This is a genomic window from Kitasatospora sp. NPDC059160 (assembly GCF_042755465.1).
Lineage (GTDB): Bacteria > Actinomycetota > Actinomycetes > Streptomycetales > Streptomycetaceae > Kitasatospora.
Genome location: NZ_JBHZCN010000010.1, coordinates 1 through 16,710, shown reverse-complemented (window position 1 = coordinate 16,710; position 16,710 = coordinate 1). Strand labels below are relative to the sequence as shown.

The 16,710-nt window shown below is 72.3% G+C and carries 17 protein-coding genes; 9 read left to right on the top strand and 8 right to left on the bottom strand.

Annotation, left to right across the window (positions count from 1 at the left end):
- Positions 1-25 precede the first annotated feature (25 nt).
- Positions 26-886 carry an SAM-dependent methyltransferase gene (locus tag ACFXOZ_RS06115; RefSeq protein ID WP_375894951.1) on the bottom strand — a complete coding sequence of 287 codons (861 nt, stop codon included), beginning with the start codon at positions 884-886 and terminating at the stop codon, positions 26-28.
- Between the two features lie 188 nt (positions 887-1,074).
- The gene (locus ACFXOZ_RS06110; protein ID WP_380587817.1) at positions 1,075-1,377 is read right to left on the bottom strand and encodes a hypothetical protein; all 303 of its coding nucleotides are present in this window, start codon (positions 1,375-1,377) and stop codon (positions 1,075-1,077) included.
- Here ACFXOZ_RS06110 and ACFXOZ_RS06105 point away from each other — a divergent pair.
- From ACFXOZ_RS06105 to ACFXOZ_RS06090, 4 genes are all read left to right on the top strand, one after another.
- Positions 1,355-1,963 carry a polysaccharide deacetylase family protein gene (locus ACFXOZ_RS06105; protein ID WP_375894945.1) on the top strand — a complete coding sequence of 203 codons (609 nt, stop codon included), beginning with the start codon at positions 1,355-1,357 and terminating at the stop codon, positions 1,961-1,963. The two genes, ACFXOZ_RS06110 and ACFXOZ_RS06105, sit on opposite strands and share 23 nt — an antisense overlap.
- A gap of 169 nt (positions 1,964-2,132) precedes the next feature.
- Positions 2,133-2,459: a hypothetical protein gene (locus ACFXOZ_RS06100; RefSeq protein WP_380528342.1), complete on the top strand. Its 327-nt coding sequence runs from the start codon at positions 2,133-2,135 to the stop codon at positions 2,457-2,459.
- Positions 2,460-2,553: 94 nt separating this feature from the next.
- Positions 2,554-3,426 (top strand): sulfurtransferase, encoded by an 873-nt coding sequence (locus ACFXOZ_RS06095; RefSeq protein ID WP_380528340.1) that lies wholly within the window; start codon positions 2,554-2,556, stop codon positions 3,424-3,426.
- 167 nt (positions 3,427-3,593) lie between these two features.
- Positions 3,594-5,111: a M1 family metallopeptidase gene (locus ACFXOZ_RS06090; protein ID WP_380587815.1), complete on the top strand. Its 1,518-nt coding sequence runs from the start codon at positions 3,594-3,596 to the stop codon at positions 5,109-5,111.
- Positions 5,112-5,158: 47 nt separating this feature from the next.
- On the opposite strand, the gene ACFXOZ_RS06085 is transcribed toward ACFXOZ_RS06090, so the two are convergent.
- The 3 genes from ACFXOZ_RS06085 to ACFXOZ_RS06075 form a co-directional block, all read right to left on the bottom strand.
- A complete protein-coding gene (locus ACFXOZ_RS06085) occupies positions 5,159-5,926 on the bottom strand; it encodes an aminoglycoside N(3)-acetyltransferase (RefSeq protein ID WP_380587812.1) in 768 nt (255 codons plus the stop codon).
- 214 nt (positions 5,927-6,140) lie between these two features.
- Positions 6,141-7,109: an NAD-dependent epimerase/dehydratase family protein gene (locus ACFXOZ_RS06080; RefSeq protein WP_380587809.1), complete on the bottom strand. Its 969-nt coding sequence runs from the start codon at positions 7,107-7,109 to the stop codon at positions 6,141-6,143.
- A 95-nt stretch (positions 7,110-7,204) separates the two neighbouring features.
- Positions 7,205-8,542, bottom strand: coding sequence for a condensation domain-containing protein (locus tag ACFXOZ_RS06075; protein ID WP_380528333.1), 1,338 nt, complete (start codon positions 8,540-8,542; stop codon positions 7,205-7,207).
- A gap of 216 nt (positions 8,543-8,758) precedes the next feature.
- Between ACFXOZ_RS06075 and ACFXOZ_RS06070 the strand changes: the two genes are divergently transcribed.
- Positions 8,759-10,063 (top strand): MFS transporter, encoded by a 1,305-nt coding sequence (locus ACFXOZ_RS06070; protein ID WP_380528332.1) that lies wholly within the window; start codon positions 8,759-8,761, stop codon positions 10,061-10,063.
- 61 nt (positions 10,064-10,124) lie between these two features.
- Here the strand turns inward: ACFXOZ_RS06070 and ACFXOZ_RS06065 are convergent, their stop codons facing one another.
- From ACFXOZ_RS06065 to ACFXOZ_RS06055, 3 genes are all read right to left on the bottom strand, one after another.
- On the bottom strand, positions 10,125-11,291 hold the full coding sequence (locus tag ACFXOZ_RS06065; protein ID WP_380528330.1) for an MFS transporter: 1,167 nt from the start codon (positions 11,289-11,291) through the stop codon (positions 10,125-10,127).
- 65 nt (positions 11,292-11,356) lie between these two features.
- Positions 11,357-12,328 (bottom strand): LLM class flavin-dependent oxidoreductase, encoded by a 972-nt coding sequence (locus ACFXOZ_RS06060; RefSeq protein WP_380528328.1) that lies wholly within the window; start codon positions 12,326-12,328, stop codon positions 11,357-11,359.
- Positions 12,325-13,320 (bottom strand): FkbO/Hyg5 family chorismatase, encoded by a 996-nt coding sequence (locus ACFXOZ_RS06055; protein ID WP_380528327.1) that lies wholly within the window; start codon positions 13,318-13,320, stop codon positions 12,325-12,327. The genes ACFXOZ_RS06060 and ACFXOZ_RS06055 overlap by 4 nt, the downstream gene beginning before the upstream one ends.
- A 323-nt stretch (positions 13,321-13,643) precedes the next feature.
- On the opposite strand from ACFXOZ_RS06055, the gene ACFXOZ_RS06050 reads away from it, so the two are divergent.
- From ACFXOZ_RS06050 to ACFXOZ_RS06035, 4 genes are all read left to right on the top strand, one after another.
- Entirely contained in the window at positions 13,644-14,093 is a 450-nt protein-coding gene (locus ACFXOZ_RS06050) for a MarR family winged helix-turn-helix transcriptional regulator (protein ID WP_375894915.1), read from the top strand.
- Positions 14,094-14,390: 297 nt separating this feature from the next.
- Positions 14,391-15,857 (top strand): AMP-binding protein, encoded by a 1,467-nt coding sequence (locus ACFXOZ_RS06045; RefSeq protein WP_380528325.1) that lies wholly within the window; start codon positions 14,391-14,393, stop codon positions 15,855-15,857.
- Positions 15,854-16,120: an acyl carrier protein gene (locus tag ACFXOZ_RS06040; RefSeq protein ID WP_375894910.1), complete on the top strand. Its 267-nt coding sequence runs from the start codon at positions 15,854-15,856 to the stop codon at positions 16,118-16,120. The genes ACFXOZ_RS06045 and ACFXOZ_RS06040 overlap by 4 nt, the downstream gene beginning before the upstream one ends.
- A gap of 141 nt (positions 16,121-16,261) precedes the next feature.
- Positions 16,262-16,636: an ectoine synthase gene (locus ACFXOZ_RS06035; RefSeq protein WP_375894907.1), complete on the top strand. Its 375-nt coding sequence runs from the start codon at positions 16,262-16,264 to the stop codon at positions 16,634-16,636.
- Positions 16,637-16,710 lie beyond the last annotated feature (74 nt).

Below are 16,710 nucleotides of genomic sequence, written 5' to 3'. Positions count from 1 at the left end.
GGGTCACCCGGGCGCGTCGGTGGTGTCAGCGCTTGATGGCGACGCCGCCCCAGTAGTAGGCGGCCTTCGGGTCGGCCGGGGGCTCGCCGTCGGGGCGCCAGGCGAGGACGGGGGAGAGACCCGGCTCGACGAGGTCCCAGCCGTCGAAGAAGCGGAGCACGTCGTCGTAGCCGCGCGGGACGAGGGTCATTCCGCCGGCCCGGGCCGCTTCGGCGACCTTGCCGACGGCTTCCGGGGCGAAGTCCGCGGTGGGGGTGGTGAGGGCGATGCAGCTGCCGGCGGGCAGGGCGTCGCGCAGGGCGGCGACCCGGCCCCAGGGGTCGTCCTCGTCGGCGATCAGCATCAGGACGGCGATCATCAGCAGGCCGACCGGCTGGGTGAGGTCGAGGGTGGAGGTGAGTGCCGGGTCGGAGAACAGTTCCTCGGGCTTGCGCAGGTCCGCGTGGATGTAGGTGGTGCGGCTGGCCGGGCTGGAGACCATCAGGGCGCGGGCGTGGGCGAGCACGATGGGGTCGTTGTCGACGTACACGACGCGGGTGCCCGGGCTGACGGCCTCGGCGATCTCGTGGGTGTTCGGCGAGGTGGGGATGCCGGTGCCGAGGTCGAGGAACTGGCGGATGCCGTGCTCCCGGGCGAGGTGGCGGACCGCGCGCCCCTGGAAGGCGCGGTTGGCCTTGGCCATCTCCTTGACGCTGGGCACGGCCTCCTCGATGGCCTGGCCCATGGCGCGGTCCGGCGGGAAGTTGGTCTTGCCGCCCAGCCAGTAGTCGTAGACGCGCGCGGAGTGCGGAGTGGTGGTGTCGACGCCGAAACGTTCCCACTGGCTCAGCTCGACGGCGTCCTCGTCCTGCGGGCCCTGCTGGGGGAAGTCCTGACTTGTCGTCATGGCCACGTCCTCTGATGGCAGATCATCACACTGGGGAAGGCACAGCGTAGCGGCCATGGGGGGAATGGGGGGAAGGGGTGTCGGTAGGTCGGTGGGATGGGGGTGGTGTGGGCTGTCGGAGTGGTGATCGGCGCCCGGGGGGAGGGGTGCTGACCAGCGGGGCAAGCATCCAGAATGCTGTCTGATCGTCAGATTACTTCTTCGGTGACCGCTCGGGTCACCTCGCGCAGGCTGCTGATGGTAGCGGCCGGGATGTCATTGCTCGGCGGTGCCGCCGCCTGCAAGAGCCCTTGGAGTGGTGGGGGTGTCGCTGCTCCGGAGGGGGTGGCGGAGGTGCTGGCGACGGAGGTGCCGGGGGCGCCCGGGGCTTCGGTGTCCTCGCCGACGCCCTCGCCGGTGCCGCTGTCCGCCACTCCGTCGGCGAGTCCGGCGGCCAGTGCGGCGCCGAGTGTCCAGCCCGTCCGCAAGGTGCTCAGCGATGCGGAGAGCAAGCCGGTCTACGACCTGGACCCGGCCCAGCGGGTGGTGGCGCTCACCATCGACGACGGGCCGGATCCCAAGTACACGCCCCAGGTGCTGGCCCTGCTCCAGCAGCACGGGATCCGGGCGACCTTCTTCCTGATCGGCGAGAACGCCGTCGAGCACCCGGCCCTGGTGAGGGAGATCGCCGACCGGGGCCACCACATCGCCAACCACACCTGGACCCATCCGGACCTGCGGCACATGTCGGAGAGTCAGGTGCGGGACGAGCTGGAGCGCACCAGCGACCTGCTGCACCGGACCACCGGGCGGCTGCCCACCTGGTTCCGGGCGCCGGGCGGGGACTTCTCGCCGGTGTCGCTGCGGGTGGCCGCCGAGATGGGGCTGCGGAACATGGCCTGGTCGATCGACCCGAGGGACTGGTCCCGGCCGGGGACGTCGTCGATCATCGACACGGTGCTGAAGGAGGTGCGGCCGGGTTCGATCGTGCTCAACCACGACGGGGGCGGGGACCGGTCGCAGACGGTGGCGGCGCTGAAGGCGTACCTGCCGGTGCTGATCGACTCGGGGTACCTGTTCACGGCGCCGCCGAATTGACAGTAAGAATGTCGGAGAATCGGAAGGCTGGGGTTGGTAGCGGCTTTTTCTCTAAACCACTCGAATGGGTGGATTAGGAGAACCGTTTCTTCGGATTTCTGGCCTCTAGGGTGATCTCGCACCAATTCATCAGGTACCTGACGGGTGCCACCTGAAAGGCTTTTCGACCATGCGTATCCGCAATGCCGTACTCGCCGTCGCCAGCGCCGTCGCCCTCGTCGTCTCCGTCCCGATGTCGGCCAACGCCGCCACGGGTGACTTCCTCTACAAGGTCGGCCCCGGTGTTCCGGCAGGGCTCGCCGACCCGGAGAGCGGCAAGTGCATCGACCTGTTCGGGGCGACCGAGGCGGACCCGGCGTTCGCCCCGGAGAACTTCACCAACTCGACGGCGACGGTCTTCCTCGACTTCGACTGCGCGGGTGACGTCTTCTACGTCATGAACCCCGGAAAGAAGCTTGGCAACCGGTTGAAGCTGCGCTCGGTCGTGTTCTCCTGAGCCGGGTGGCTCGGGCCGGACGGTCGGCGTAGCGTCGAACTGTCCGGCCCGGTCGCCGGTGCGGTGGCCCGGGCGGAGTGAAGGAGGTCCGGGGATGACCGGCGACGGCTACGCGCATCCTGAGGCACTGGTCCGCACCGAGTGGCTGGCCGACCATCTGGACGACGGGACGGTCCGGGTGGTCGAGGTCGACGAGGACGCGGGGGCGTACGAGCGGGGGCACATCCCCGGGGCGGTCGGGTGGGACTGGACCGTCGATCTTCACAGCCAGGTCGGGCGGGACTATGCCGACCGGGAGGGTGTCCAGCACCTGTTGCGGGCGGCCGGGGTGGAGGAGGACACGACGGTCGTCTTGTACGGGGGCAACAACAACTGGTTCGCCGCGTACGCGTTCTGGCTGCTGCGGCTGCGGGGGTACGGGCCGGTGCGGTTGTTGGACGGCGGGCGGAAGAAGTGGGAGCTGGAGGGGCGGGAGCTCACCCACGAGGTGATGGACTACCAGCACTCGGGCTACCGGCTGACCGGGCCGGAGCGGCCGGAACTGCGGGCCCTGCGGGACGAGGTGCTGGCCAAGGCGGAGGTGTTCGCCAAGCCCGGTGCGGACGCGGTGCTGGTCGATGTCCGGTCCCCGGCGGAGTTCCGCGGGGAGCTGATCGCGCCGCCGCACCTGCCGCAGGAGCAGGCCCAGGTGCCCGGGCACATTCCCGGGGCGGTCAACGTGCCCTGGTCGCAGGCCGCGAACGACGACGGGTCGTTCCGCTCGGCGGAGGAGCTGCGGGCGCTGTACGGCGGCAAGGGGGTCGGGGAGGAGCGGGAGGTGATCGCCTACTGCCGGATCGGCGAGCGGTCGGCGCACACCTGGTTCGCGCTCACCGAGCTGCTGGGGTACCCGCACGTCAAGAACTACGACGGCTCCTGGACGGAGTACGGCTCGCTGGTGCGGGCGCCGGTGGTGCTGGGGGCCTGAGGGGGCCTCGGGGGCGGTGCGGTACGGGTGGGGCGGGTGACGGGGGTGGGGCGGCGTGATTTCGGCGCGTTTCTTTTCATGAACATCTCACAATTGGGGAGTGGACTGCGGGCTGCCGGGACAAGGATCGATCCGACCCATCGATCCGGTGATCCTGGAGGACCACGTTGCGCAAGAGGCTGATCGTCTCCGCCGCCAGTGCCCTGAGCCTGTTCCTGGCCGTCCCCGCCTCGGCCGCCGACTTCCAACCCGGCGCGGCCGGGATCGGCGACCCCTACTACCCGACCTACGGCAACGGCGGCTACCGCGTCTCCCACTACGACATCCGGTTGAAGTACCAGCCCGCGACCGACGAGCTGGAGGGCACCACCACCATCCTCGCCACCGCGACCCAGGACCTCTCCCGGTTCAACCTCGACTTCGCGCTGAACGTCTCCGAGGTGCAGGTCAACGGGCGGGCGGCGGCCTTCGCCACCAGCGGTGAGCAGGAGCTGGAGATCACCCCGGCCCGGCCGCTGGCCAAGGGCAGCCAGGCCACCGTGGTGGTCCGCTACAAGGGCGTGCCGTCCACCGTGAAGAAGTACGGCTTCACCGCCTGGCACCGCACCCCCGACGGTGCCGTGGCGGCCGACGAGCCCGAGGCCGCGTGGTGGTGGTACCCGAGCAACGACCACCCGAGCAACAAGGCCACCTACGACGTCTCGGTGCTGGTGCCGGACGGCAACCAGGTGATCAGCAACGGCGTGCTGACCGGCACCAGCTCGAAAGCCGGCTGGACCCGCTACAGCTGGCGCGAGAACAAGCCCCAGGCGACCTATCTGACGACCTTGGCGGTCGGGAAGTTCGACATCACCACCGACACCACCGCGAGCGGGCTACCGGTCTACAACGCGTACAGCAAGGACCTCGGCGAGAACGCGGACGCCGCCCGGGCCAGCGTCGAGCGCACCGGCGAGCTGGTGGACTGGCTGAGCGGTTACTTCGGCGACTACCCGTTCAGCTCGGTCGGCGGCTACGTGCCCAACGTCCCGACCGGCTACGCCCTGGAGACCCAGACCCGGGTCTTCTACAGCCCCAAGCAGTTCGCCAAGGGCACCAACACCTCGGTGGTCGTGCACGAGCTGGCCCACCAGTGGTACGGCGACAGTGTCTCGGTCGCGCACTGGAGCGACATCTGGCTGAACGAGGGCTTCGCGAGCTACGCCCAGTTCCTCTGGTCCGAGCACGAGAACGAGGGCACCGCCCAGGAGCTGGCCGACTACATCTACGCCTCGCACCCGGCCGACGACCCGTTCTGGAGCGTCAAGCCGGGCGACCCGGGCGCGGACAACCAGTTCTCCAACGCGGTGTACGACCGGGGCGCGGTGGCCATCCAGGCACTGCGCAACACCGTCGGGGACGAGAAGTTCTTCAAGATCCTCAAGGGCTGGCCCACCGAGCGCAAGTACGGCAACGCGACCGTCGCGGAGTTCCAGGCGTACGCGGAGAAGGTGTCCGGGAAGAAGCTCGGGGACCTCTTCAAGACCTGGCTGTTCACTCCGGGCAAGCCGGCCGTCGGACCGGTGGTGCCGGGGGCACCGGCCGCCGCTTCGCTGGCGCCGGGGGCGCGGGACGACGTCAAGGCGCTGGTGGAGCCGAAGTCCTGGAAGAAGATCCAGGACGCCCACTCGGTGCACGAGCACTGACACCCGGTGGGGTGAGGTGACGGGCGTGGCCCGGCCGGAGGGCCGGGCTACGCCGCTCCGGGGCCGTCCGCCGCGAGCAGTTCGGTGAGGCGGCGGACGGCGAAGGGTATGAGCTCGCGGACCGGGACCAGCCGGCACGGCGCGTCGCCGACCAGCACCTCGCGGATGCCGGCCAGCTCCTCGAACTCCCGCCCCACGACCGGGAAGTGGGTGTCGTTGTCGTTGCCCACGTCCGGGGTCTCGATCCACACCCGCTCGCCCTGGATCGCCATCGGGAAGCGGCGGAGCTTGAGCCGGCGGTTCGGGGCGAAGGTCTCCGCGTAGTGCAGGAAGGTGTTGCGGTTGTGTCCGACGCCGACCAGCAGCACGTACCCGCCGAGGTCGTGCAGGGCGCCGAAGGGCGACTCCCGGCCGACGGCCCAGCCGAGCGAGCGGCGGGCGGTGACCTCGCGGGCGTGGGCGCCGACGGCGGCGACCGAGGCCTGCGGGTGGGTGCTGCGCAGGCTCTCCGGCAGGCTGCGCAGGGCCTCGGCGATCGCGCCCATCGGGGAGGGCAGTCCGGGGTGGAACAGCGGGACGGAGGCCCGAAGTTCGGCGATCTCGGGGGTGGGCAGCCCGGCGTGGTCCGGTGCCGGGTCGCAGACGACGGAGCCGGTGAAGGCGGGCGTGGCCACCGTGCCGCCCGGCCCGACGGCCTCGCGCAGGCTGGCCACCACGGCTGCCGCCCCGCCCTCGACCCGGCCGAGGCTGGAGAGCGAGGAGTGCACGATGATCGCCATGCCCGGGCGGACGCCGACCCGGTGCCAACCCTCCACGAGGTCGGCGGTGGTGAGCGGGCTGGTGCCCGGTGTGGTTATGGTCCCCCCTGATGGCGGTGGTGGGTAGGGCTGATGGGCGTGCTGGTGCATTCGTACCGGTGTGGTGCGATTGTTCGGGCCCGACCCTAGCGGGTGGCACTGACAATCGGTCAGGAGGGGGGTGCCGTGCGTCAGTCCACGGCGCCGGAGCCCGTCCGCTCCGGGGCGCTGGTCAGCGGGCGTCGTGTGCGGCCAGGACCAGGGCCTCCTGCTCGGGGGTGAAGCCGTGCCCCAGCGGCGGTTCGCCGCGCTCGCGGTCCCAGGCGAGCACGTCGGCCGCGGTCACCGCGAGCGGGGTGGCGGGCAGCCCGGCGGCGCGCGCCCGGGACGGGTCGCGCTGCTGGCCGGGCCAGAGGGGTTCGGCCCGGACCAGCGGGAAGAACGGCGGCGGGGCGGTCTCCGGGGGGACGGGCACGAGCTCGATCCCGGTGCCCGCTACCTCGGCGCAGGTGGCGATCAGGCCGCCCAGGGTGGTCGGTTCGGCCGGGCCCACGGCGTGGAAGGCGCCCGGTCGGCCGTCCTGGAGCAGCCGGAGCACCAGCCGGGCCAGGTCGCGCGAGTCGACCACCTGGACGGGCTGTTCGGGGCGCCCGGGCAGGGCGATCCGGCCGCCGCGGGCCGCCCGGCGGGCCCAGTACGTCAGTCCGCGCTGCTCGTCGTGCGGCCCGGCCACCTTGCCGGGGCGCACGATCGTCGCCCGGTCGCCGTAGCGGGCGGTGACGTCCTGCTCGCAGGCGACCTTGAGCCGGCCGTACGTCTCCTCGGACAGCTCCTCGGCCTCGCGCAGTGGTGCGCGGAGCGGGGCGGACTCGTCGGAGTGCGGGGCGAGCCCGGACCGGTGGTAGACGGCGTGGCTGGAGACGAAGAGGTAGCGGCCGACCCGGTCGCCGAGGGCGGTCATGGCCTGGTCGACCTGGCGGGGGCGGTAGCCGGTGACGTCCACCACGGCGTCCCACTCGCCCGTGCGCAGGGCGGCGTAGTCGCCGGTGTCGCGGTCGCCGCGCAGGTGGCGGGCTTCGGGGAAGAGGCCGGGGTTGGTCCGGCCGCGGTTGAACAGGGTGACCTCGGCGCCGCTGCGCAGGGCGTCGGCGGCGATCGCGCGGCCGACGAAGGAGGTACCGCCGAGTACGAGGATCCGCATGGATTCCAGGGTAGGGCCCGGGGTCAACCCGTTTGTGCGGTCTCCTCGTGGGCGCACCGCCCCCGGTGGTCGGGGGCGGTGCGGGCGGGGCCGGGTCAGCGGTGGGCGGCGGCCTCGGTGAGGATCAACTCCTCGATGCCGTAGAGGAACCGTTCCATCGCGGGGCGGGGGAGGACGGCCGGGTCGGCGGTCATGGCGAGGCTCAGTGCCTCGGGGGACTGCAGGGCGTCCAGGGCGTAGGTCAGGCCCGGGCGGGGCTCGAAGTCGACCGGCCAGCTGAGGGTGGTGCCCTCGTCGCCCGGGGCGTGTGCGGCCGGGAGCAGGTCGCGGGTGTCGTTGAAGACGCAGGAGCGGTCGGCGAGCGGTACGCCCTCGGCGGAGAGCTGCTCGACCTCGGCGGCCAGGGCGAGCTTGTCGTAGTAGGCGTGCCGGTAGGTGCCGATCGCGGCGGAGTGGGTGCGGCGGACGACCTCGCCGAACTCGGCGGTGGCGTCGGGGAGGTGGAACAGTCCGTCGCCCGCGACCACGCTCACCGCGTTGGTCAGCTCGGGCAGGAAGCGGTTGTTGACCACGACGTTGAGCACGGCCTCGGTGGTGCCGGCGAGGCGGGCGGTCATCGTGGCGGTCGCCGCCAGCAGGACGGAGGAGGTGCTCACCCGGTGGGTGGCGGCGACCAGTTCGACCGCGCCGGGCAGGGCGGGGGAGCGCAGGACGGCGTTGGGGAAGTCGGCGGGGTGCTCGGTCGCGGGCGGCTCCGGGAACAGCCGGGGCGGGGCGAGGCGGAGCTTGCGGACGAACTGCTTGCGGGCGCCGGTGTCGCGCTTGCGGCCCCGCTCGGAGGTCTGGAACTCGGCCTCCTCCAGGGGCTGTTGGGCGGGCGTGCGGAGCCCGGCGAGTTGGCTGGGGGAGTGCCCGAGGCTGAGCGCGGTCAGGTCGGCGACCAGGCGGTTCATCCCCGCGCCGTCGACGGCGGTGTGGGAGAGTGCCAGGCTGATGTGCCGGGCCAGGCCGTCGGCCGTCACCACGCCGACCCGGAGGGGCCACTGGGTGGCGGTGTCGAAGGGGCGTCCGGCCAGGTCCCGGTGCAGTCGCTCACCGGCCTCGGTCGGGTCCTCGCCGTCCGCCAGCGGGTGCACCTCGACGGTCAAGGTGCCGTCCGGGTCGACGACTTGGCGCAGCGTGCCGTCCGGGGCGGGCAGCAGTCGGGTGTGCAGCGAGTCGTGCAGGTGCAGCAGTCGGCCCAGGGCGTCGAGCACTCCGGGCAGTGGCAGGCCCGGGTCCAGCGGGGCCGCGGTGGCGATGGTGTAGCGCGGCACGTCGGCCGGGGGGAGTCGGCGTACGGCGTCCCAGATGGCCCGTTGGCCCCAGGTGGCCGGTCCGGTTCCGGACCGGCCGGACGAGAACGCGATCTCCAGCAGTTGGCGTGTGGTCACCGTGTGGCTCTCCAGGGTGCGGTCGTTCGGTGCGTCGGTGCCGGTGCGTCGGGAGCGCGGGTGCTGCTGGGGAGAGTGTGGCGCACGGTCCGCCGGGCGTCGAGGGGGTGGCCGGCCGGCGAGGCGTCCGGTATGCGGGACCGGGGTTCCATGACTATCTCGACATGAAGTATCTTGATGTCGAGATTGACGGTGGACGCGAAACGAGGACCTGTCATGCGGGGGAACGGACTGTGGTCGCAGCTGCGGCGGCCGCCGGGCGGGCGGGACGCCCGCATCATGCTGCTGGCCCAGGGCGTGGACCGGACCGGCACCGGGGTGTGGGCGGCCGCGTCCGTGCTGTACTTCACCTATGTCTGCGGCATGGACGCCGGGCGGCTCGGACTGCTGCTCGGGGTGGGCGCGGTGGCCGGGATCATCGGTTCGCCGCTGTCCGGACGGGCCGCCGAACGCTTCTCGGTGCGCGGGCTGCTGATCGGCTGCCACCTGCTGCGGGTGGCCACCATGGCGCTGCTGCTGGTGGTCCAGGACTTCACCGCGCTGCTGGTCTCGGTCGCGCTGACCTGCCTGGCCGAACGCGGCGCCAAGACCCTGGAGATGCTCTTCGCCACCCGGGTCGCGGGCGAGCGGCGGGCCACCTACCAGGCGCTGTTCCGCAGCGTGGCCAACGGCGGCTACGCGGTCGGGACGGGCGTCGCGGCGATCGGCCTGGCGTTCGGCACCACCACCGCGTACCGGGCGCTGATCGTGGCCAACGCGCTCTCGTACCTGCTGGCCGCCGCCCTGATCCGGCGCACCGAGGAGCCGGCCGGGCGCGGTCTGGGTGCGGCGGAGGCGGAGGCGGAAGCGGGGGCGAAGGCGAAAGCGGAGGCGTCCGCCGCCGGGGGCGGCGCCGTGCCGAGCCCCTGGCGCGACCGCGGCTACCTGCTGTTCGTGCTGCTGGACCTGCCGATGTGCCTGGACGACTCCGTGCTCAACGTCGGCCTGCCGCTCTGGCTGATCCACCACACCGACGCGCCGCACGCCGTGGTGCCGGCCTTCCTCACCCTCAACACCGTGCTGGTGGTGGTGCTGCAACTGCGCGTCTCCGGTTGGGCGGAGCGGCCGGGCGGGGCGACCAGGGCGGTCGGCTGGTACGGGGTGACGCTGCTCGCGAGCTGCCTGCTGATCGCGCTCTCCACCGGCGGCGGCCCGCTGACCGCCTCGCTCGCCCTGCTGGCCGCGGCCGCGCTGGTCACGCTCGCGGAGCTGATGCGCTCGGTGAGCTCCTGGGAGCTGGCGGTCAGCCTGGCGCCGCCGCGGGCCCGGGCCTCCTACCTGGGGGTGGCGGGGATGTCCCAGTCGGTCCAGAAGTCGGTGGGGCCGATGCTGCTGACCGGCGTGGTGATGGCCGCCGGCCCGGTGGGCTGGCTGGCGCTCGGTGCGGCGTCCACCGGGCTCGCCGCGCTCCAGCGCCGGGCCAGCCTGCGCCGCCTCGCGGCGCTGGCGGTGCCGGAGCGGGTGCCCGTGGCGGTCGGCTGACCGCCACGCGGACCGCGGGGGCAGCCCGCCCGCCGCGATCCGGCCGCAGCGGGCGGGCCGTTCAGGAGGCCGGAACCTTCGAGGGCTCCCGTACCTCCTCGACGGGGGTGCGCGCCCGGAGGGTGCCGACCAGGAGGGCGCCGGCGAGGGCCGCGGCGCCGGTGAGGGAGGCGAACACGGTGGAGGAGGTGGCGATCCCGGCGGCGTCGCTCAGGTAGCCGGTCAGGATGGGCAGGATGCCCGCGAACAGGTAACCGCCCGCGCTGAGCGCCGCGTTGGCCTCGGCGAGCCGGGTCGGGACGACTTCCGTCCCCAGCCGGGAGAAGCCGCCGTACTGGCCCATGCCCTGCCCGACGCCCGCGGCGACCGCGGCGAGGGTGAGCAGGGCGAGGGAGTGGGCGCGGACGGCGGTGGCGGTGCCGAGCATGGCGACGCCGGTGACGACGCCCGCGATGGTGAGGATCCGCCCCAGCGGCAGGTTCCGGATCGCGAACTGGACGCCGGTGGAGGCGCCGAACATCATGAAGCCGATCCCGCCGGTCACCAGCCGGTTGCCGGTGTGCAGCAGGGAGGCGAGCAGGATCGGCCCGAGCGCGAGCAGCAGGGACGTCCCCGTCATGCCGGGGATGTAGACCAGCAGGCTGGTGGCCAGGCCGCGGCGGTTGACCCGGGGGACGGACGGCAGGCGCAGCCACCCCGGCGCGGGTTCCTCCCGGGAGACCGGCACGGGCGGCAGGTGGAGGGTGTACACGACCGCCAGGGCGGTCAGGAGCAGGACCCCCTCCAGGACGAAGACGGTGACGGTGGGGGCCGTCCAGTACTGCGAGACGCTGCCCCCGAGCAGGGGGCCGGCGGCCAGGCCGGTGCCGATGGCCACCGATCCGGCGAGGACCGCCTGCGGGCGCCGCCCGGGGCCCCCGACGTGGGAGACCGCCGCGGTGCCGGCCGAGAGCACCGCGCCGACCGCCACGCCGGTGAGCAGCCGCGCGACGATCAGGGTCAGGACGTGGGTGGCCGTCATGAACAGCGCGCAGGAGACCAGTCCGGCGACCAGGGCGGGGGCCAGCACCCGGCGGGTGCCGTACCGGTCCGCCAGGGCGCCGGTGAACGGCAGGGCGAGCAGCAGTCCGCCGATGTACGCGGCGAAGATGACCGTCGTGGTGCCGGTGGAGAAGCCGATGCGGTCCTTCCAGAGGGCGAGCAGCGGGGTGGGGATGTTGGACAGCATGAACACGGCGGTGATCGGCCACGCCGCCGCCCACACCGCCCACCCCGGCGCCTGGGACCGGCCGTTCACAGCTCGCGCAGGAGCGGGAGGAGCTCCTGCGCGGTCCGCCGGACCGCGTCGCGGTAGGCGGCCTCCGTCAGCTCGGCGGTGGGCAGGCGCAGGATCAGGTGGCGGGCGCCGTTCTTGACGTACTGGTGGAGCCAGTCGGCGACCTCCTGCGGGGTTCCGCCGAAGATCCCCTGGGTGGTGCGCATGGTGGTGAGCGGGAGGCCGTAGTAGGCGCGGAAGTACGACCAGAGGGTCTCCTCGGCCTGCTCCCGGGTGCGGTCGACCGCGACGGAGAGGTAGACGGAGCCGGTGACCGCCTCGGCGGGGCGGCCCGCCTCCTCGCGCGCGGCGGTGACCTGCTCCCAGCCCGCGCCGTAGTTCTCGGGGGTGGTGGAGGTCGGCATCCAGCCGTCGAAGCCGCGGCCGGCCCGGCGCAGCATCTGGGGGCCGGAGTGGGCGATCCACAGCGGCGGGCCCTGCGGCTGGTGCGGCAGGGGCAGCAGGGCGGCGTCCTGGAGCCGGTAGTGCTTTCCCTCGTAGGAGACGGGCTCGCCGCGGGCGGCCCAGAGTGCCTGGCAGATCTCGACGGTCTCCCGCATCCGCCCGAAGCGGGTGGCGAAGTCCAGCCCGTAGTTGGCGAATTCGCGCTCGGTCGCGGGGGAGGCGAAGCCGGAGCCGATGCCGGCGATCACCCGGCCGCCGGAGATCCGGTCCAGGCAGGCCAGTTCGTGCGCCAGGTGGACGGGGGCGCGCAGCGGCATCAGCACGGCGGTGCCCAACTGCACCCGCTCGGTGGCCGAGGAGGCGGCGGCGAGGGCGAGCAGCGGGTTCATCCGGGAGCGGGCGAGCGGGGATTCGCCGGCCCAGATCGAGTCGAAGCCGGACTCCTCGGCCAGGGCGGCGATCGAGGCGAGGTTGGCCGGGTAGGGGCCCTCGTCGACGACGGCCTCGCGGCCGGGCAGGACGATGCCGACCTTGAGGGCGGTCACTGGTCCCACCCCACGGCGGGGACGAGGCCCTCGATCTCGACCAGGAGGTCGTCCCGGCAGACGGCGACGTTGAGGTACTTCACCTCAGTACCCAGACCAAGTGTCTCCTCACAGACAGCGCGTACCGCCGGAACATCGTCTTCATGTCGCACGTAGGCCTTGATCATCCGTAGGTCCTTGAGGTCGTGTCCCGCGTCGATGCCCTGGGCCGCGAGGTTCTCGCGGGAGATCAGGTGGGCGATGTTGTCCAGGGTCTCCCGGGTCTGGCGCCGCACGTCGCCCGGGTGGACGGTCTCGTGGCCGAGGATGGACGCGGTGCCGGAGACGTAGAGGGTGTCGTCCAGGAGCGTGGCGCGGGCGAAGCTCGGCGACTTGGGACCGTACTGGTCGGGGTAGTGGTAGGCGGAGGTCTGCCGGCTGTTCTCCAGGTGGCGGGGCACGCCTCTTCTGGTCGCCAGCAGGACGAAGGCTATGCCGCGGCCCTGGGTGCCGATCCCGGTGGCGGCGGGGAGTTGGGCGGTGGTGTCGCCCATGTAGGTCTGGAAGGCCTGGGCGCGGCCCTGGACGAAGTCCCGGTAGACCTCCATGCCTTCGGCGTTGGCGCCGAGGATGTCGCCGACGAAGTTCCACATCCGGAAGACGTGGCCGTAGTCGAGGTGGTTGACCAGGGCGAAGGCCTTCTCGTACATCTCCCGCACCGGTGGGGTGTAGACCGACTGCTCGGGCAGGAGGCCGGCGACGAAGAGGTGTCGGCCGTCGTGGGCGTAGGCGCTGTCCTCGCGCAGGACCCAGCGCGGCCGTTCGGCGACGGTCCACACCTCGCGGAAGGCGTCGCCGTTGGTGACCGCCATCGGGATGGTCAGGTCGGGGTGGCCGTGCTCGACCCGGGTGAGGCCGGTGGCGGCGCCGTAGGTCACGGTGGCGAGGACGTGGCGCCCCGGCTCCGGGGACGGCGGCTGGGCCGCGGAGGCGAAGTGGGCACGGATGCTCATGTCAGCAGGTTCCTTCGGTGCGGCAGGCGGCGCCGTCGTCGGCGACGTCCTGGTGGGCCTGCGCGTCGAGGATCGCCCCGCGCAGGTGCTGGGGCTCGGGACTCCCTCGAAGCGGGTGTCGCCGATGGGGACGGGGGCAGGAGCGGGGTGTGGCGGGGCCGAGGCGGCCCGCGCTCCTGCGGTGGCGCTGAACAGGCAGAATGTTTGCTTGTACGTGCAATGAACTGCGCTTGGGGGACCCACGGAATAAAAATCGGGGGCGCCAGGATCTTGCATGCGCATGTACTCTTCTGTCAAGCAACACCTCTGCAAGGGAGGCATTTATGGCAACCTCACCGCACGCGCCGCTGCGCAGCTCCGACCAGGCAGCCTGGGGGCGGGTGCTGACGCTCCATTCGTTCGTGGAGCGGGAGCTGGCCCTGGCGCTCCAGCGCCAGCACGGGATCGGACTGTCGGAGTACCGGTCCCTGGAGCACCTGCACCACTCCTCGACGAGCGAGCTGCGGATGCAGGACCTGGCCGACCGGGTCGGCCTGGGGCAGTCGTCGGTGACCCGGCTGGTGGGCCGGCTCGAAACGGCCGGCTTCGCCTTCAAGGACCTGTGTCCTTCGGACAAGCGCGGGGTCTACGCGGTGATCACGGACGAGGGGCGCCAGCGCTACCAGGCGGCGCGGGCGACCTACGCGGAGGTCCTCTCCTCCGCGCTGAACTCCTTCACCGCAGACCCCGAACTGGGCCCCACGGTCCAGGCCCTGCGCGCGACCCAGGTCTGACCCGTCGCCCCCCGGCGCGGCACAGTGGTCCGGTCCCGGGCTCCCCCCGGTCCCGGACGGCTGTGGCGCGCCGGCGTGGCGCCTCCGCCCGCCCATCCCGGCCCCGAACGCATTCCGCGTTCGGGGTCTTTTGCTTGGTCATGCAAGTCTGGTGGTCTGCGTCACACCCACTTCGGCAAGTGCATGCTTGACCAAGCATGGACTTCGCCCGGTACGGTCTTCCTCGACACCGCACGAATTCGAACAGCCGATCGGTACCCGTTACCGGCGGCTGAGCCGACCGCGAGGAATCCCGCCGTGCCATCGTCCCGCTTGGCCGAGACCGTCGCCGCCCACGGCGACGAGCGGCCCCACCACATCGCGCTCCACTTCAACGACCAGGCCGTCACCTACGGCCGGCTGAACGACCTGACCCGCAGTCTGCGCAAGCACCTGTCGGCGCTGGACCTCCCGTCCGGCGGCACGGTGTGCGTGCCGGCGCACAAGAACCCGCAGACCGTCGCCCTGCTGCTCGCCGTCGCCCAGGAGGGCCTGGTCGCCCTCGCCCCCTCCCCGGACCTGGGCAGTGCCGCACTGGAGCGCCTGGCGCAGCAGGCCAGGGTCTCCCACCGGCTCACCGCGACCGCCGACGGCGCGCTCGCCGCGGCGCCGGTACCGGCGGACGAGGCCGAGGCGACGGGCTTCGCGGTGGCGGACCCGGCCCGGAGCAGGCTGCTGCTGACCACCTCGGGCTCGACCGGCACCCCCAAGATCGTGCCGATCGAGACCGCCGGGTTCGACGCCTTCGCCGACTGGGCCGTCAGCGAGTTCGCGCTGTCCGCCGAGGACACCGCGCTGTCCTACGCCCCGCTCAACTTCGACCTCGCCCTGCTCGACATCTGGACCTTCCTGCAACTGGGCGCCACCGTCGTCCTGGTGGAGCAGCAGCGGGCCACCGACGCCGCCCACCTGGCGGGGCTCGCCGCCCGGCACCGGGTCACCTTCGTCCAGGGCGTGCCGATGGTGTACCGGCTGCTGCTCGACCACGGCGGCACCTTCCCCGCCGTACGCCACGCGATCTTCACCGGTGACCGGATGCCGGCGGACCTGCTCGCCAGGGTCGCCCCCGCGTTCCCCGGGGCCGCCTTCCACAACGTCTTCGGCTGCACCGAGACCAACGACTCGTTCATCCACCGGGTCGACCCGGCGGCGACCGGGCCGATGCCCGTCGGCCGCCCCATCCGGGGCACCGAGGCCGTGGTCGTCGACTCCGACGGCCGGCGCCTCGCCACGGTCGGCACCGGGGAACTCCTGGTGTCCACACCCTTCCAGACCACCGGCTACCTGCGCCGGGAGCTCAACGACGCGGTGTTCACCCAGCTGGACGGCCGGGTCTTCTACCGCACCGGCGACATCGTCACCCGCAACACCGAGGGCCTCTACTTCCTGGAGGGGCGCGCGGACTGGCACGTGAAGGTCAGGGGCGTGCGCACCAACCTCCAGGAGGTGGAGACCGTGATCGCGGCCCACCCCGACGTCGCCGAGGCCGTGGTCGTGCCGCTTCCCGACCCGGAGGCCGGTGTCCGCCTGCACGCCCACGTCGCCCAGCGCCCGGGCAGCGCCCTCACCACCCTGGGCCTCCGCGCCCACCTGGGGCGGGAGTTGCCGCGCCACGCCATCCCGGCTTCGGTGCACCTCACCGCCCTTCCGCTGCCCCGTACGTCGACCGGAAAGCCCGACCGGAACCTGATCAAGCAGACCCGTCTGAAGGAGACCACCGCATGAGCAGCACCGCCATAGCCGCCGAGGTCCGCGCCTACGTGGTGGACCAGTTCCTGGCCGGCGAGGACGTATCGGACCTCACCGGCGACTACGACCTGATCGAGTCCGGAGTCATCGACAGCCTGGGCCTGGTGCGGATGCTCGCGCACTTCACCACGGCCTACCGGATCCCCGTCGACGACATCGACTTCGGCCCGGACGACTTCCGCACCCTGGACGCCATCGCCGCCGTGATCACGGAGCACAGCCCGGCCGTGGCTGCCTGACCACCCCGCAAGAGCCGCCCCACCCCGCAAGAGCCGCACATCTGCAAGAACCGCCCCACCCCGCAAGAGCCGCACACCCGCAAGGCCCGTACCTCCGCAACACCCGTAGTTCCCACCCTATTCCGAAGGAGAACCACAGAGATGTTCACCCGCAGCCTCGATGATGTCGCCCCCGTCGAGTGGGGCAACGGCCTGAGCACCCGCCTGCTGACCAAGAGCGACGGGATGGGCTTCGCCGTCGCGGACACCCTGGTGCGCAAGGGCACTTCCAGCGCCCTGCAGTACCGCAACCACCTGGAGGCCTGCTACTGCATCAGCGGCTCCGGTGAGGTCGTGGAGCACGACGGTACCCGCCACAAGATCGTCCCGGGCACCATCTACGTCCTCAACCAGCACGACCCGCACCACCTGGTGGCCTCGGCCGACGAGGACCTCCACCTGGTGTCGATCTTCAACCCGCCGATCAACGGCGACGAGAAGCACGTCCTCTCCGAGGACGGCTACTCCCAGTACTGAGCCGCCGATCAGCCGGCGCCCCACCGCCGGCCGGTCGAACCGGTCCCGGCGCGGAGCCCCGCACGGCTCCGCGC

Coding starts and splice junctions, on each gene's coding strand:
- ACFXOZ_RS06115 (WP_375894951.1), bottom strand. CDS start 886: ATGACGACAAGTCAGGACTTCCCCCAGCAGGGCCCGCAGGACGAGGAC.
- ACFXOZ_RS06100 (WP_380528342.1), top strand. CDS start 2,133: ATGCGTATCCGCAATGCCGTACTCGCCGTCGCCAGCGCCGTCGCCCTC.
- ACFXOZ_RS06095 (WP_380528340.1), top strand. CDS start 2,554: ATGACCGGCGACGGCTACGCGCATCCTGAGGCACTGGTCCGCACCGAG.
- ACFXOZ_RS06080 (WP_380587809.1), bottom strand. CDS start 7,109: ATGCGGATCCTCGTACTCGGCGGTACCTCCTTCGTCGGCCGCGCGATC.
- ACFXOZ_RS06070 (WP_380528332.1), top strand. CDS start 8,759: ATGCGGGGGAACGGACTGTGGTCGCAGCTGCGGCGGCCGCCGGGCGGG.
- ACFXOZ_RS06065 (WP_380528330.1), bottom strand. CDS start 11,291: ATGCTGTCCAACATCCCCACCCCGCTGCTCGCCCTCTGGAAGGACCGC.
- ACFXOZ_RS06055 (WP_380528327.1), bottom strand. CDS start 13,320: ATGAGCATCCGTGCCCACTTCGCCTCCGCGGCCCAGCCGCCGTCCCCG.
- ACFXOZ_RS06050 (WP_375894915.1), top strand. CDS start 13,644: ATGGCAACCTCACCGCACGCGCCGCTGCGCAGCTCCGACCAGGCAGCC.
- ACFXOZ_RS06040 (WP_375894910.1), top strand. CDS start 15,854: ATGAGCAGCACCGCCATAGCCGCCGAGGTCCGCGCCTACGTGGTGGAC.
- ACFXOZ_RS06035 (WP_375894907.1), top strand. CDS start 16,262: ATGTTCACCCGCAGCCTCGATGATGTCGCCCCCGTCGAGTGGGGCAAC.